The sequence below is a fragment of the Paenibacillus xylaniclasticus genome (genome assembly GCF_004001065.1).
GTDB classification, from domain to species: Bacteria; Bacillota; Bacilli; order Paenibacillales; family Paenibacillaceae; genus Paenibacillus_T; species Paenibacillus_T xylaniclasticus.
In genome coordinates, this window is record NZ_BIML01000003.1 from 207,003 (window position 1) to 221,831 (window position 14,829).

Genomic DNA, 14,829 nt, shown 5'->3' on the forward strand with positions numbered 1-14,829 from the left:
TTCCATGGAAATCGCTATTCATTTGTTTTCACCCCTGTTATAATAAAGCTATCCCGTAGAGTTTTTGTTTTACGTTTCTAGTAGCCTGATGTTTTACCCTGAACATGACTAATGAAAGGGTGATGCCGGATGGATATGGAAACTGTCAAATTATCGCGGATAGTGGAAAAGCTGGCGCCTGAACTTGAACCTTTCCTTACCGAACGCGAACGGCAATTGAACATCGTGCTGCGGGATGGGCTAAATGTATTAGAGCCAGAGGATGCAATGGAGATTGTGCAGTTAAGCATATGCGAGCAGCAGAAAGAAGCACGTCTGCATTAATGCTTTACTCTTTGAATAAGAAGCGGAGCATAAAGCGGCCTACACCGCTCGCTGCTCCATACAGGGGCTATCCGGAAAGTCAATGAAAGCGGACTAACGGATCGCCCCTTTCTTCAACTCATCCTTCACCCTATGCTTAAATTGTTGCAATGGGATGCGACAGCGAAGAAGGTTGTACGTTAAATCAGGCCTCCTGTTTTAACGTACAACCTTTTTATCTGGAGACGTAATAGAAATCTACTATTTTCACTACCCGGCAGCTGTTTAGGTTACAAACGTCTACAATTTTCATACATTTTCATCAAAAATCGATCTTTAGACGTCTATTTCTATTTCCAATTCTGCTTTATAATCAAAGAGATTACATACGAGGAGAGAGCACTATGGACATCTTGCTGACCGTGTTACTACTACTGAATCATCTGTTTACTGGAAGCGGTAATGAAAGCGCCTCAGCACAAAAACTGCTGACTGCCGCTGTACAGACTGGCACTGAAGGCACAACGGGCTCCGCAGCCAGCGGCGCAGCGGGACAGCCGTCCAATGTGCTTGTGAAGAAGGACCCGCAGCCAGACTCGCCGAAGATCAAAGGCATCTATGTGACGGCGCACAGTGCAGGCGGCTCGAGAATGAGCAAGCTCCTCGATTTGCTCGACAAGACGGAGCTGAACAGTATGGTCATCGACATTAAAGATGACAACGGATACATTACATATCCGACGGATAATCCAGAGCTGCTCAAGCTTGGCACGTCTCAGAAAATTATTAAGGACTTGCCGGCAACGATGAAGCTGCTGGAAGAGCATAACGTCTACCCGATTGCACGCATCGTCGTCTTTAAGGATACGGTACTGGCTAGGAAGCATCCGAAGCTATCATTCATCACAAGTAGCGGTGCCGTATGGGAGAACGGCAAAGGCCACAGCTTCGTCAATCCTTACCTGCGCGAGGTGTGGGAATACAATGTGGAAATCGCGAAGGAAGCGGCCAAATTCGGCTTTAAAGAAATTCAGTTCGATTACGTCCGTTTCCCAGAAGGCTTCGAGAAGAAGGAAGCGTCGCTGAAATTCGAGAAGACCGAAGAGAAGCGTGTGGACGTCATTGCCGACTTCGTCAAATATGCGCGAGAGCAGCTAGAGCCATTGGGCGTACGCGTGTCCGTTGATATTTTCGGCTATGCAGCGTCTGTACCAGCGGCCGAGGGCATCGGACAAGATTTCGTCAAAATCTCAGAGCAGGTTGACGTGATTAGTCCGATGGTGTATCCAAGCCATTACAGTACCGGCTGGTTCAATGTCAAAGAACCGGACATGGAGCCATACGCTACCATTAAGGGCGCTATGGAGGATACGCATGAGAAGCTTAAGCCGCTCGGGTCGGATACGCCGATCATCCGACCTTGGATTCAAGACTTTACAGCAAGCTGGCTAGGCAAAGGACATTATATCAAGTATGGCAAGGCACAAATCGATGCACAACTCAAAGCGCTTAAGGATACGAACATCGAGGAATTTCTACTGTGGAACGCGAATAACAACTACACTTCAGACGGAAATTATTAACATATAAGTGATGGCTATTATTTATTTTTTACTTCCCTTTATAAGAGCAAGGCTGGCATCAGATCTAATCATCTGACGTCAGCCTTTTTTGTACCATATTATGCTTGTCATTATTGTATTCTCTTTTCCAATATTATAAAATACAATTGTATAAAATTTATATAACGGGAGTGTGATGATCATGCTGCAAGTCGGTACCCCCGCTCCACTGTTCGAGGCAGACAGCACGCAAGGCCGGATCTCGCTTGGCGATTATGTCGGGAAACAGCCGATCGTCCTCATCTTCTACCCAATGGATGAGACGCCCGGTTGCACGAAGCAGCTATGCGCCGTTCGCGATTCACGCTCGCTGTACGCCCAATATGACGCACTTGTTATGGGCGTCAATCCTGCTTCATTAGATCATCACCGCAAATTCGCTGAGAGGCAAGGCTACGACTTTCCGCTTATCGTTGATCGCGGCGGGGAGATCCGCAAATCGTTCGGCGTAGGCAAAATGCTCGGATTAATTGCACAGCAGCGTGTCGTATTCATCATCGACCTCGACGGCAAAATAGCATTTGCTCAAAAAGGTAATCGGCCGACCGAAGAAATTATTAGCGTGCTGCATACGTTACAGAACACCAACTCATAAGCTGGATAATCAAAAAAGCCTTATGCATTCGACATCATAAGCGTATTCGGAATAAAGTCCGCCCGTCTCACGATTCAGCATAAGGCTTTATATGGTTTGTTATTGCGACAAGCGAAGTGCCAGCTCGTACAGATCCATGTTGAACGATTTCTTCGTACTAACGACCTTATCGATATCGGTAGTAACGAGCTCACCCTTAATGATACCGCATGACTTCGCTGATTCACCCTCCATCAGCTTCCGAACCGCGAAATCGCCTAGACGGCTCGCAAGAATACGGTCATTATGTGTCGGAGCGCCACCGCGCTGGATATGGCCGAGAACCGTTACGCGCGGCTCGATGCCATTATGCTTCGTAATTGCATCAGCGATGTCTTGTCCGCTTGCCGCACCTTCTGCCACGACGATAATACTGTGGCGCTTACCAGCTCGGAAATTTTCCGCCATCCGGGTTGAAACCTCCGCCAGATCGAACGGCACCTCTGGCACAAGAATCGTCTCCGCGCCGCTTGCCAGACCGGCGTATAACGCGATATCTCCACAGTGACGACCCATTACTTCAACGATCGAGGACCGTTCATGAGACGTCATCGTATCGCGAAGTTTATTGATTGCATCGACAACAATGCTAACTGCCGTATCAAAGCCGATCGTAAAGTCAGTGAATGGAATGTCATTATCGATTGTGCCCGGCAGGCCCATCGTCTTAATGCCAAGCTTGCTCAGCTTGTTGGCACCTTGGTACGAGCCGTCACCACCAATGACAACCAAGCCGTCAATTCCGCGTTCCCGCAAAATATCTGCGCCGCGCTGTTGGCCTTCCGGCGTCATAAATTCTTTGCAGCGTGCCGTTTGCAGCACTGTACCACCGCGTTGAATAATATCGCCTACGCTCCGAAGGTCCATTTGCCGAAGATCGTTGTTCAGAAGTCCTTGGTAACCGCGCTGTACACCGTATACCTCAATCCCGTGATAGATAGCGCTCCGTACGACTGCACGGACAGCCGCGTTCATTCCTTGCGAGTCACCCCCGCTCGTTAGTACGGCGATCGATTTAATTGCTGACATCATCATGTCCTCCTTATGCTTTCTCACGTATGTCTGGTTCGTATCCAAATACTGTTTAGATAAAAAAACAACCGGGTCCAAGGACTTCCACGCATCAGTCTGCGTGCAATCCTCTTGACATCGCCTTGTCTCTTTACTTTCGGATCGGATAAATATAGGGCAAGCAGCCCTTCTATAATTAGACGGTGAAACTTCGCATCCTGTAGTCCGGCTACATCTTCACGCGCACGTTCAACAATCATCACGATTCTCGACATAAGCGTCTCATGATCCGGATAATAGCTGCAAAAGTTTAAATCTCCGCCTTCCCGATCCTCTGCTTGATCGATCAAATAATCGAGCATTATATGCAGACCGCAAACATGCGGGAAATAGCTGTCTCTAATGCGAGCGGCTTCCTCATCGGACAGTTCAGACACCGATGCAGCCAGAAAAAGCGTAAACATGCCCAGCGTCGAGCCGGTTGCCGCCGCAAATTCATTCCATAGCAAATGCGGCCCAAGCTTCCGGTTCCTCTCGCGCCAGGCAAGCAGCTCCCGCTCTCTTAACTCTGTTCGAATATGTTTATATACTTGCAAATCACAATATAATTGAACAAGCTCCGTTACATACGGCTGTACACAAGAATATGAAGGTAGCTGACGGACTGCCCGTTGGCAGGTACGTACAAGCTCCTGCAAATATCCCCCATCTTCTTGCTCGCTGCGCAGTTCATAATAGAATCGAACCGGGCCGTCCGGATTGATCGCATCGAGCATCGATTGATGCAGCAGCCGAAAATCATCCGGATCGAGCGACGTGCTCCGATCACACAGGTTATCCAGATAGTCGCTTATAGTCTGTAATGCAACGATAAGCATAACGAGAATATGGCGATACTCCGGGTTGGCAGCAGCATAGACCGAACCACCCTGACAATGAAATTGTTTCGTCGCGATGCTGTCTAACGCTTGCGTCCGAAGCTCCTTATCCGGGATCAAAGCAGCCATCGTACGCCATCGGTCCAACTCCCGCCGAACCTCAGGAAGTACGTACTTGTATACCCGATGCATCAAACGCAGTGCCCCGCTTGGCTTCGCTAAGCCTCTTCGTGCAGGAAGCTTCATTCGCACTGGCGCCTCCTTCTTCTATTTCGTCAGGAATGACGCCGCGGTTCAATCTCTTGATTGATGCGGTACCAGATATGTAAATCGTTAATCCGGCTTGCGAGCTCCGCAATATCGGAATTAATCTCGCAGCTAGTATCGAAGTCATCTTCCTCGTATAGACGGGCTTGCTCCATCTGAATTCGCTTCTCCAGTGCAATTATTCGATCCGGGATCGTCCCTCTAATCGTTTCCCACTGCTCGATGATTCGTGCCTGTTCGTCTTCGGAATAGGCATCCCAATCGAATTCAAGTACCGGTAACGGGATACCGAGCCGGTCATTCCACTGAAAACGATATCTGTCCATTGTCCGAATCCTCCATACCTAATTTAACATTTTACTACGTATAAATCTAGCCTTCGACAATGGACGGACAATGTGTACTCATCTCTCGCCCTACCTGGTTCAACTGAGTAATATAATAAGAATGGGCGATGTACGCTTGTACATGCAAGGGGTGAAATTTCACCTAAGTCTTAATTAATGTACGAGAGTGCAGACTCAAGCGACTTTCATCGCAGAAAAAAAATGAGCGATCTTCCATCTTCCACAAAACTATTATCACGCTATCCATACCGCATTCACTTTTGGTGTTATCCCAGCACGCTGGCCCACTCTTACCGCGCTGCTGTATCACTTTTTGTGTCACACCAGCATGCTCAGCCTCTCATTCCTTGCCCACAGCAACAGCAGCATTTCCGCACAAAAAAACCCCCTGCTTAAAGCAGGGGGTTCTTCACGTTGCTAGGGCATCTATTATAAGAAGCTTCTTATCTTATAATTTAATGACGTTAGCTGCTTGTGGACCGCGGTTACCGTCGGTAATGTCGAATTCTACAGCTTGACCTTCATCCAGCGTTTTGAAGCCTTCGCCTTGGATTGCGGAGAAGTGTACGAATACGTCTTCGCCGTTCTCTACTTGGATAAAGCCATAGCCTTTTTCTGCGTTAAACCACTTAACTGTTCCTTTCAATTGAACAACCTCCTAAACTTATCGCCGTATACGACGAATAAATTCATTATACACAGCCCGAAGACAAAAAGCAATCAAACATCAATGACCAACAGCATAGAGCTTCCTGGAATAAAGGGCAACTGGGATTGCTCAAGCCGAGGCGTGCCTCCCGCCTTCCGTATCGCAGCCAACAGCGGCTCCAGATGCGGATATGGCTCCCAGCGAAGCGTTATTAGCGGATAGATCCTTACCTCTCCGCCCGGGCGGCATAGCCGAATCATCTCCAATACCGACTGTTCATGAAACTCAGTTCCGAACTGATCGGCATACAGAAACAAAAAATGACTGCACAGCACCAAATCGAACGATGCGTCTGTGAAAGGCAACGCAGGTAGCGAGCCTGCTACATAGCGACCTTCATTACCAAGAGCCGTAAAATCCTCTGCGAATCGGGCATACGAACGCAGGCGTCCCTCCCGATGAAGATCGACGTTGCCATAATACGAAAAATCAAACCGGTGAGCGAGTGCTCTAATCTTCTCCGTCGACGTTTCGATTTCTTGTCTGGCATCCGCCAGCACCGCTTCCGGTTCTAGGCTATAGCGCGGGTCGACCGCTCTTATATCAATGCCCCTCGACCAGCAGTCTGCCGTGAATGAAGAGGCCCCTGCGGCAACATCAACAATACGTTTGCCTTCCAGGCTGCCGGTCAGGGCAAACATGCGCACATATTCATTATAACCCCGGCATGTCGCTGCTACTCCTACCTGCTCATACACTTCTTGACGTTGTTTCCTCATCTCATCTCGTCTCCTTTACTCTCTCGTCTCATCTCGTCCAGGAGCCGGTCGATCAATCGCCGCCGCATCTCGCTGGATACCCAATGTTACCACCTGCTCTAGTTGATTTCCACCCCTTTTTTTGGCTATGATGAATGCATACCGTAAGAGAGGGGACATGTGCCCATGATCAAGAAGCATCAAATATATAAAACAGACAAATACAACATGCTGACTGTCGAAGTACACGGCAAAACGCTTGTTGTGCGCGAAATTTCTGATCAATGGGGCGAGGAATGTCATACATTCGTCAGCCGTCCTGAGATGCTGAATTGGGCGGAGAACCGGTTCAAGGCTTCTGACTTCGTCGGACGTGAAGAAGAGCGCGAATCGATCATGAAAGCATTCAAGGAAGTATAATCCTAATAAGCGCCTTTCGGGCGGAAGGAATTCCCTAATCCGCGGCGAACCTATTCGGTTACAGCTTCTGCTTTCAAGTTCTTTACGAGAGGATCTAGTTGTCGATGAATACGCAAACTACGATTATTTTCATCATCGCGGCATTCGTACTCGGCGGTCTTATGATCATGTACCGGAGCTCTATACCGGACCGTCTTCGCCGACCGCTTGCCATAACGGCTATCGTTTTTATTTTGTTCGCTTTTTTCCTTATTGTGTACAGTTTGACTACTATGGGCAGCTAGAAGGGCTGACTCAACATGAGCGGATATCCGGGACGATGTATAAGCATACTATTGGCAAACTATGCCTTGAGGTGTTAAGTATTGAAATGGCTGCCCGCTCTAATGTCCGTACTGCTGCCTGCCTTGCTATTAACAGGCGAATCTTGGAGTGAGAAGGCTCGCTCCATACCGTCTGACCGAAGCGCTGCCGCTTCATCGAGTCAGGCGCAATCGCGACTTAATTCCCAATTGAGGAGGAATACGATGTCTAGCGTACCGAAACGTTCCGAAATCGCACCTGAATTCCGCTGGAAGCTTGAAGATCTTGTAGCCAGCCAGCAGGCATGGAATGAAGAATACGAAGTCGCCAAGCAATTAATCAAGAAAGCTGCTGATTTCGAAGGCAAGCTGTCCGACCCTAAGCAGTTGAAAGCTTGCTTCGAGCTCGAGGATGAGCTGTCGCTGCACGTTGAACGTCTTTATGTATATGCCAATATGAAGCATCATGAGGATACGGCGGAGCCAGAATTCCAATCGTTGTCTGACAAATCGAAGAAGCTAAGCGTCGAGACTAGTGAAGCACTATCTTTCGTTACACCGGAGGTGCTGAGCCTGTCCGATGAGCAGCTGGACGCTATGATCAACAATCCAGACCTAGTCGTCTATCGCAAGACGCTTGAGGAAATGCGCCGTCAGAAAGCGCATATTTTATCCAAGTCAGAGGAAGCGCTGCTTGCCCAAGTCGGCAGCATCAGCCAGGCTCCGAATACGATTTTCGGCATGCTGAATAACGCCGATATGAAGTTTCCGAAAGTCAAGGACGAGAACGGCAATGAAGTTGAGCTGACGCATGGCCGTTACATTCAGTTTCTGGAGAGCAAGGATCGCGAGGTTCGCAAAAATGCATTCAAAGCGATGTACGATACATACGGCAAGCTTCGCAACACGTTAGCATCGACGCTGAACGCGAACGTCACGAAGAACGTTTTCTACTCCCGTGCACGCAAATATCCTTCCGCTCTCGAAATGTCGCTGTTCAGCGACAACATTCCGAAGGAAGTGTACACGAACCTGATCGATACGATTCATAAGCACCTTCCGCTCATGTACCGCTACATGGAGCTGCGGAAGAAGCTGCTGGGCGTCGATGAGCTTCATATGTACGATCTATTCGCGCCGCTCGTCGAAGAGTTTAAGCTCGACATTACGTATGAGGAAGCGAAAGCGACCGTGAAGGAAAGCTTGAAGCCGCTCGGCCAAGATTATTTGAACGTGCTGCAGAACGGCTTCGACAACGGGTGGATCGATGTATACGAGAACGAAGGCAAGCGCAGCGGCGCTTACAGCTGGGGCGCTTACGGCACGCATCCATACGTGCTGCTTAACCATAAAGACAATCTGAACAGCATGTTCACACTTACGCACGAGATGGGCCACGCCCTTCATTCGTACTACTCAGACACGAATCAGAACTACCGCGACGCGCAGTATACGATCTTCCTGGCGGAAGTCGCTTCTACGCTGAACGAAGCTCTGCTCATGGACTACATGCTGAAGAAATCGACCGATCCGAAGGAAAAAATGTATCTGCTTACTTACTACGCCGATCAATTCCGGACGACGGTATTCCGTCAGACGATGTTCGCCGAATTTGAAAAAATTGTTCATGAGCGCACTGAGGCAGGCGAGTCGCTGACACCAGCCGACCTGTCCAAAATTTATTACGATCTGAACGTGCTCTATTACGGCAGCGGTATGGTCGTCGACAAAGATATCGAAATGGAATGGGCACGAATCCCTCATTTCTATACAAGCTTCTATGTGTACAAATATGCGACCGGCTTCTCCGCTGCAACGAGCTTCGCAAAGCAAATTCTCGACGAGGGCGCGCCTGCCGTCGAGCGTTACCTTGGCTTCCTGAAGAGCGGCGGCAGCGACTATTCCATCAATATTCTCAAACGTGCCGGCGTCGACATGTCATCGCCTGAACCGATTGAGCAAGCGATGGCCGTATTCGAGGATTTGATTACACAGATGGAGCAATTGACCAAATAACGTTCAAATGAGCAAAGGCTCAGAGGAACGTCGGATATCCGACATTCCTCTGAGCCTTTCGTCATTTCGAAGCGTTGGTCGCTACTTGTCTTTCGCCTTCGCCATCTCTGGGGGCGTCAATATAATCCTGCCGTCCTCCCAATCCACGCGTACGCGCGTATGATCCTTGAACGATTCGTTGTCCAGATAAGCGGCTGGAATTTGCAGCCGACCGGTCTTATCGATGACGGCATATTCGATATGCGTATCGGCTGCCGATTCTTCATGCTCCAACGACGCTATCGATTCCGCCTCCGCACTTACGCTGCGAAGCATCTCTGACGATGTCCGGCCGTCCCGAATCGCTACAACCCGATCGACCTTACGCGCTAACTGCGGATCATGCGTGACGATGACAATGGTAAGACCTAACTCCCGATTGAGCCGACGGAACAAATCAAGCACCTGGTTAGCTGTCTTCGAGTCAAGTGAGCCGGTCGGCTCGTCAGCCAGCAGCAGCTTTGGCTCATTCGCCAGCGCGATCGCGATCGCAACTCGCTGCTGTTCACCGCCGGACAGCTCGCTGAGCCGGTTGTGCCGCCGATGCTGAAGGCCAACCGCGTCCAACAGCTCAAGCGCACGTGCCTTCCTTCTTCTCCCCTTCAGCAGAATGGGCAGTTCCACGTTCTCCTGTGCCGTCAAATATGGGATCAAATTGCGGGCATTATTTTGCCAGACGAAGCCGACCGTTTCTCTTTTATAGCGAATCAATGCCCGCTCCGACATCGTCAGCATATCTTTGCCGTCAACGAACAGCTTGCCTGCCGACGGTCTGTCCAGCCCGCCCAGCATATTGAGCAGCGTCGATTTGCCGCTTCCGCTCGTCCCGATGATCGCCATAAGCTCGCCGTCGTCCACCTTCAGATCAAGACCTTGAAGCGCCACAACTTCAAGCTCCGCTGTTTTGTATATTTTGACTAATCCATCGCAGCGAATCATGCGATCACTCCTCTCCGAGCTTTAACGCTTGATGAACCCGTATTCGGAACAGCCTAATGCCGAGCACAGCTAGACCGACCGCTAGCATAAACAGAACAACCGTCAATATCCGTATATAGTCGGATGGGTCATTCGCAATCTTAAACGGCAGCATCTGTACCTTCATATCGAATGACATCTGGAACAGCGGCACGAACCACTCGCTAGTCAGCCGTCCGGATATAAGTCCGATCAATACGGCAACGCCTGATGTCAACACTTGTTCGCTAATGAGCATACCGATCAGTTGTCCGAATGGAATGCCCATCGCACGCAAAATGCCGTATTGAAGCGTTCTTCCCGACAATGTCAAGATCCAAAACAACAGAAAACCGCTCAAGCTGATGAGCATGGAAATAACAAATCCGAGCGTCATCACCCCGTTAATAGCTAGACGGAAAGGATCGTTACGCGATTCTATCAGCTGCGACTGGCGGTCTGTTACGTTCGCAAGTCTCAATTTTTTCGATTCAAGCTCAGCGAAGACGTCGCTAACTAAGCTGTCCGGCTTCTTCTTCAGCCATACCTGGTAAGGCTCGACGGTTAGCCGGTTTTGAATCGTTTGTAAATGGGCGATAACGAGTCTTGGCTGCTCGCTCTTCTTCCCGTCTGTCGTCACTTTAGAGGTTGGATTCCACGATGGCCAGTAATCGACAATACCGTACACGACGAACGGCGCGGGAGTAAGATCGAGCCAATGAATATCGATCGTGTCCCCAACTTTAATATTTTCCTGCTCCGCCAACGATCGAGAAATGAGTACCGCTGTCGGCTCTGGTGCAATTAAATTCAAATACAGATTCAAATGATGGTCCAACAGATCGCTTCGCAGGCTGGTCACGCTGCCGAAGTCGTCCGTTTTAATCCCCATCAGCTCCACTGTGTTCGTACCGCTGCCGGTCGTTACTTCAGCGCTTGAATTGATATAAACTTGAGCGGCAGCTTCCACCGTCTGCAGCTGCTGATACACCGTAAAATCCGGCTCTATATACTGCACGCGGTCCGGCTTGGCTGTCGTAATCGGCTCAGCCTCTCCCGGCTGTCCCCTCCAAGGAGGAGGGGAATTGTTCTCCCACTCTTGCTTAAGTACAATGTCGCTGCCCGTCGCATAATTAATTTTATCCTCCAGATTATTGTTAATCGTCCGGGCAGAATGAGCACTGAACAGGCCTGTCGCAACGGTCAGCACGAGAAACAGTTTAATGGTCAGAAACTGTCGGGACGATCGGCTCGTCTGGATGAGCACGGAATACAAGGCAGGCGGCCACCATCTTCTTCCGAGCCAATAAACAAGCCGCAGCAGCCACGGATAGATTCGCAGCAAGAGCAACCCAGCTCCGAATGCGAACATTGCCGGCGTTAGAAACAGCATCGGATCGACATTCATCGCCTGGTTATCAAGCCCTAGCTGTTCAAATCCCTTCATCTGCTTGCGGAAGCCGATCAACAAATAAACCGAAACGCCGAGCAGCACGAAATCAAGCGCAAGCTTATGCCATAGCGATACCCCTTCTCCCCGAGCCGCGCTTCGCTTACGGTCGACTATGGAGACGTTCGCTGCAATCATGACCGGAATAAGGACTAGCACGATTGCTCCAAGCATTGAATAAACGGCCAGCCGCACTGCTTCTTGCGACAAATAAACTTCTATCGCATTACGGTTAACGAATTCGAGAAATCCGTTCGCAGAACCGAGCACCTTCGTGAAGAACTGACCGATATATACGCCCCCGATGAGCGCCGGTACAGCAAGAAATAGTGCTTCGATGGCGTAAATACCGACAATTTGTAATCGGCTCGCGCCGCGGCTGCGCAGTACCGAAATCTCGTTCTTCTGCCCCTCGATCATTTTGTTCGAAATGAGAAGCAAATAAAACACGAGCATCATCATAAGCGGTGCATACAGCGCCCATAACAACCGGGACAGCCGCTCCTCTGTATCTCCGAAGCCATTCAAAACGCGGGTCGCAGGAAAATCGAGCTGATAGCTGCCGAGGCGGCCATTAAAATAAGTATCGAACCGGGTAACGTCGCTTAAAAATGTTTCCATATTTCGAAACTTCAAATCGGTATAATCAAGCGCCGCCTGATATTTCAATGAAAACAATTGCATTCGGGACGCTGCTACCGCCTCGTGCTCGAACCATTCAAAAGGCGCGTACATCGAAAGCTTCGTGCTGTCCAGCTGAAATCGCAAATAAGACATGCCATCCTTCTCATGCTGCTCAATAAGTCCGACCGGCTTAAAACGCAGCTGCTCACCGGTCTTGTCGTTATATAACATAATGACCGTATTCAAATCGCGTTTGAAATCAATAAGAAACTTCTCGGTGACAAGCACCTCGACTACGCCATCCACCGGTTCAGCTGCCGGCATGCGTCCGTCGATTAATCGAATATGCTCCTCCAAATCCGATACCGCAACAACTGAGGCGGCTCGGTTCAAAAATTTTCGCTCGGACTCCGTTACATCCTCGGCGAAAGCTGGATAAGCAATCGATTCTCTCACTTTCTGATAGGAGATAACATCCATATCGAAGCGTTGAAACTGCCGGTCAAGGAACTGATCGGCCGCCGCGACTTTTTCGGGCAGTTGGTCTACCTTTCCCATCACGGTTGTCGATACGCGAAACCAGCCGGGATAGTATGGAACCGTTTCGTTCTGCAAGCTCTTCAGCTGCTTCTGCATCGTCTGCTGCATAATCGCATCTGTATACATCGGCATCGAACTGAACAATGCGGCGCATATAAGAAGGCCAATCAGCAGATTAAACTGGAGCCAGCCGTTTTTGCGCATTTTTCGAACGATCATCGTCACAATGGCCACAACATCACCTGCTTTAAGTGCCGGCCTATTAACCGGTTAGTTATTAAGGACGATCTTGTCGCCTTCTGATACACCCTGGACAATTTCAACTTCCGTAGTCGTCGTCAAGCCGATCTCTACGTCCACCTCTTTGCGGCGCTCACCGTCGAGCAGCTGTACGTATTGGCGGTTCAAATAGGTACGAATGGCCGCCTTCGGAAGAATCAATACATCCTCCTTCTTGTCCAGGAACACCTTGACCTCGGCTAACTGTCCAATTCTCGCTTCCATGCCTTCTGTTCCTACGATTAACGTTCTCATGTTATAGTCATCCATACTTTGATCTCCGGTTATCGGTGCCGAATTGGGGGCTTGAATAATTGTCCCTGGGTAAGTTACTTTATTTATCGTCACTTCAGCCGGCATATTAACGTCCAGCCTCGCTAGCTCAGACGGATTGTTCGACTTATAGACGATCTGTGTCTGCTTCGGATCGGCGATCGTCACAATTGTCGAGTATGCGCTTACATTTTCTCCAGGATTGATATCTGCCAAATAGGTCACAACACCGTCGATCGGCGACTCAAGACGAGTGCGCTCCCACTGCGATTCCAGCGCATCAAGCTGAAGCTTGGCCGATTTCAAATCGAGCTTCTTCATCTCGATCTCATCGGTGTTCCCGCTCTTGACCGTTCGTTCAACGTCCAGCTTCGTACGCTCGTAAGCGATGCGTTGAAGCTCCAGCTTCAACTCCAAATCCTCATTCTCTAGCTGAACAAGCAGCTGCCCTTTCTTCACTTCGTCTCCTTGAGAGACGAATATATCCGAGACTCGGGCTCCATTCTGCTTAAAATAAACATTATGCGTCGATCTCGACACAACGGTCGCTGTTCCTTTGAAGTAAGTCGACAAATCACCTTTCTTCACTTCAACGACGTCAAACTCCTGCTGTGCAGGCTTGACGAGTGGAGGTGGAATCGGCTCTTCCTCGCTAGGCAGAAGAGAACACCCTGACAACGTTGTGACTATAAGGCATAATGCCCCGAAGATTAACGCAGCTTTCCTTCTTCTACTCGATATTGTTCCTGCCAATATGCCCATCCTCCAGTGCGATCGTCTGATCCATCATATGGAGCACGCTCAAATCATGCGTCGTCATAATAATGGTCATGCCAAGCTTGTCCACAAGGTCCCGGAACAACCGGATGACGGTCAATCCAGTCTTCGAATCCAGCTCTGCTGTCGGCTCGTCTGCTAGGAGTAAGACCGGATGATGAGCGATCGCGCGTGCAATCGCAACCCGCTGCTGCTCGCCTCCCGACAATTCCCCTGGACGATGCTTCATTCGCTCCTTCATACCGACCTGCTCAAGCGCCTCCTCAGCCATCTTCTTCGTTCGGGACGATGGCACGCCTGCAATTCGTAATCCGAACTCCACATTCTCATAAGCGGACATCAACGGGATTAAACCGTACGATTGAAATACAAGTCCGATTCGCTGCCGCCTAAGTGAGCCCCGCTGCTTCTCCGTCATCGCCGTCAGATCTTCGTTTCCGAGCCACAGCTTCCCTTCCGAGGGACGATCCAACGCCCCGATAATGTTAAGAAGCGTTGTTTTCCCCGAGCCCGAGCGTCCTCGCAGCGCGGTAATCGTTCCTTGCTGCGCCGTAAAGCTAACCGCTTTCAATGCCGTTACGGCACTTTCACCTTTGCCGAAAATACGCGTAACCCCTTCAGCCGTAACTAACGTTTCGCGCGCTTGTGACGCCGTCATCTGCCTGCCCTCCTTCGTCCTGTTC

Annotated in this window: 15 protein-coding genes; 6 read left to right on the top strand and 9 right to left on the bottom strand. The window is 49.8% G+C overall.

What is annotated here, in order from left to right; genetic code table 11:
• Positions 1-129 precede the first annotated feature (129 nt).
• From PXY01_RS04590 to PXY01_RS04600, 3 genes are all read left to right on the top strand, one after another.
• A complete protein-coding gene (locus tag PXY01_RS04590) occupies positions 130-324 on the top strand; it encodes a hypothetical protein (protein WP_127532498.1) in 195 nt (64 codons plus the stop codon).
• 383 nt (positions 325-707) lie between these two features.
• Complete coding sequence (locus PXY01_RS04595; RefSeq protein ID WP_127567757.1) at positions 708-1,886, top strand: putative glycoside hydrolase; 1,179 nt, start codon at positions 708-710, stop codon at positions 1,884-1,886.
• Positions 1,887-2,067: 181 nt separating this feature from the next.
• A complete protein-coding gene (locus tag PXY01_RS04600) occupies positions 2,068-2,520 on the top strand; it encodes a peroxiredoxin (RefSeq protein ID WP_127567759.1) in 453 nt (150 codons plus the stop codon).
• A gap of 99 nt (positions 2,521-2,619) precedes the next feature.
• Here the strand turns inward: PXY01_RS04600 and pfkA are convergent, their stop codons facing one another.
• The 5 genes from pfkA to PXY01_RS04625 form a co-directional block, all read right to left on the bottom strand.
• The gene (gene pfkA / locus PXY01_RS04605) at positions 2,620-3,588 is read right to left on the bottom strand and encodes a 6-phosphofructokinase (protein ID WP_127568074.1); all 969 of its coding nucleotides are present in this window, start codon (positions 3,586-3,588) and stop codon (positions 2,620-2,622) included.
• A gap of 23 nt (positions 3,589-3,611) precedes the next feature.
• Positions 3,612-4,694, bottom strand: a complete 1,083-nt coding sequence (locus tag PXY01_RS04610) for a tetraprenyl-beta-curcumene synthase family protein (RefSeq protein WP_127567761.1) — start codon at positions 4,692-4,694, stop codon at positions 3,612-3,614.
• Positions 4,695-4,723: 29 nt separating this feature from the next.
• On the bottom strand, positions 4,724-5,041 hold the full coding sequence (locus tag PXY01_RS04615; protein ID WP_127567763.1) for a hypothetical protein: 318 nt from the start codon (positions 5,039-5,041) through the stop codon (positions 4,724-4,726).
• 469 nt (positions 5,042-5,510) lie between these two features.
• Positions 5,511-5,708 (bottom strand): cold shock domain-containing protein, encoded by a 198-nt coding sequence (locus tag PXY01_RS04620; protein ID WP_127567764.1) that lies wholly within the window; start codon positions 5,706-5,708, stop codon positions 5,511-5,513.
• A gap of 74 nt (positions 5,709-5,782) precedes the next feature.
• Entirely contained in the window at positions 5,783-6,490 is a 708-nt protein-coding gene (locus tag PXY01_RS04625) for a class I SAM-dependent methyltransferase (RefSeq protein WP_127567766.1), read from the bottom strand.
• Positions 6,491-6,655: 165 nt separating this feature from the next.
• Here PXY01_RS04625 and PXY01_RS04630 point away from each other — a divergent pair, with 165 nt between their 5' ends.
• From PXY01_RS04630 to pepF, 3 genes are all read left to right on the top strand, one after another.
• On the top strand, positions 6,656-6,889 hold the full coding sequence (locus tag PXY01_RS04630) for a hypothetical protein (protein ID WP_127567768.1): 234 nt from the start codon (positions 6,656-6,658) through the stop codon (positions 6,887-6,889).
• Between the two features lie 104 nt (positions 6,890-6,993).
• Positions 6,994-7,173, top strand: coding sequence for a hypothetical protein (locus tag PXY01_RS04635; protein WP_127567770.1), 180 nt, complete (start codon positions 6,994-6,996; stop codon positions 7,171-7,173).
• A 243-nt stretch (positions 7,174-7,416) separates the two neighbouring features.
• Positions 7,417-9,207, top strand: coding sequence for an oligoendopeptidase F (gene pepF, locus PXY01_RS04640; protein WP_127567772.1), 1,791 nt, complete (start codon positions 7,417-7,419; stop codon positions 9,205-9,207).
• Positions 9,208-9,288: 81 nt separating this feature from the next.
• On the opposite strand, the gene PXY01_RS04645 is transcribed toward pepF, so the two are convergent.
• Genes PXY01_RS04645 through PXY01_RS04660 form a run of 4 tightly spaced genes read right to left on the bottom strand, consistent with a single transcriptional unit; the run spans position 9,289 to position 14,804 of the window.
• Entirely contained in the window at positions 9,289-10,185 is an 897-nt protein-coding gene (locus tag PXY01_RS04645) for an ABC transporter ATP-binding protein (RefSeq protein ID WP_127567773.1), read from the bottom strand.
• A gap of 4 nt (positions 10,186-10,189) precedes the next feature.
• Positions 10,190-13,051 (bottom strand): FtsX-like permease family protein, encoded by a 2,862-nt coding sequence (locus tag PXY01_RS04650; RefSeq protein WP_127567775.1) that lies wholly within the window; start codon positions 13,049-13,051, stop codon positions 10,190-10,192.
• 36 nt (positions 13,052-13,087) lie between these two features.
• Positions 13,088-14,122, bottom strand: coding sequence for an efflux RND transporter periplasmic adaptor subunit (locus PXY01_RS04655; protein WP_164744303.1), 1,035 nt, complete (start codon positions 14,120-14,122; stop codon positions 13,088-13,090).
• Entirely contained in the window at positions 14,100-14,804 is a 705-nt protein-coding gene (locus tag PXY01_RS04660) for an ABC transporter ATP-binding protein (RefSeq protein WP_127567779.1), read from the bottom strand. Before PXY01_RS04660 ends, PXY01_RS04655 begins: the two co-directional genes overlap by 23 nt.
• Positions 14,805-14,829: the final 25 nt, after the last annotated feature.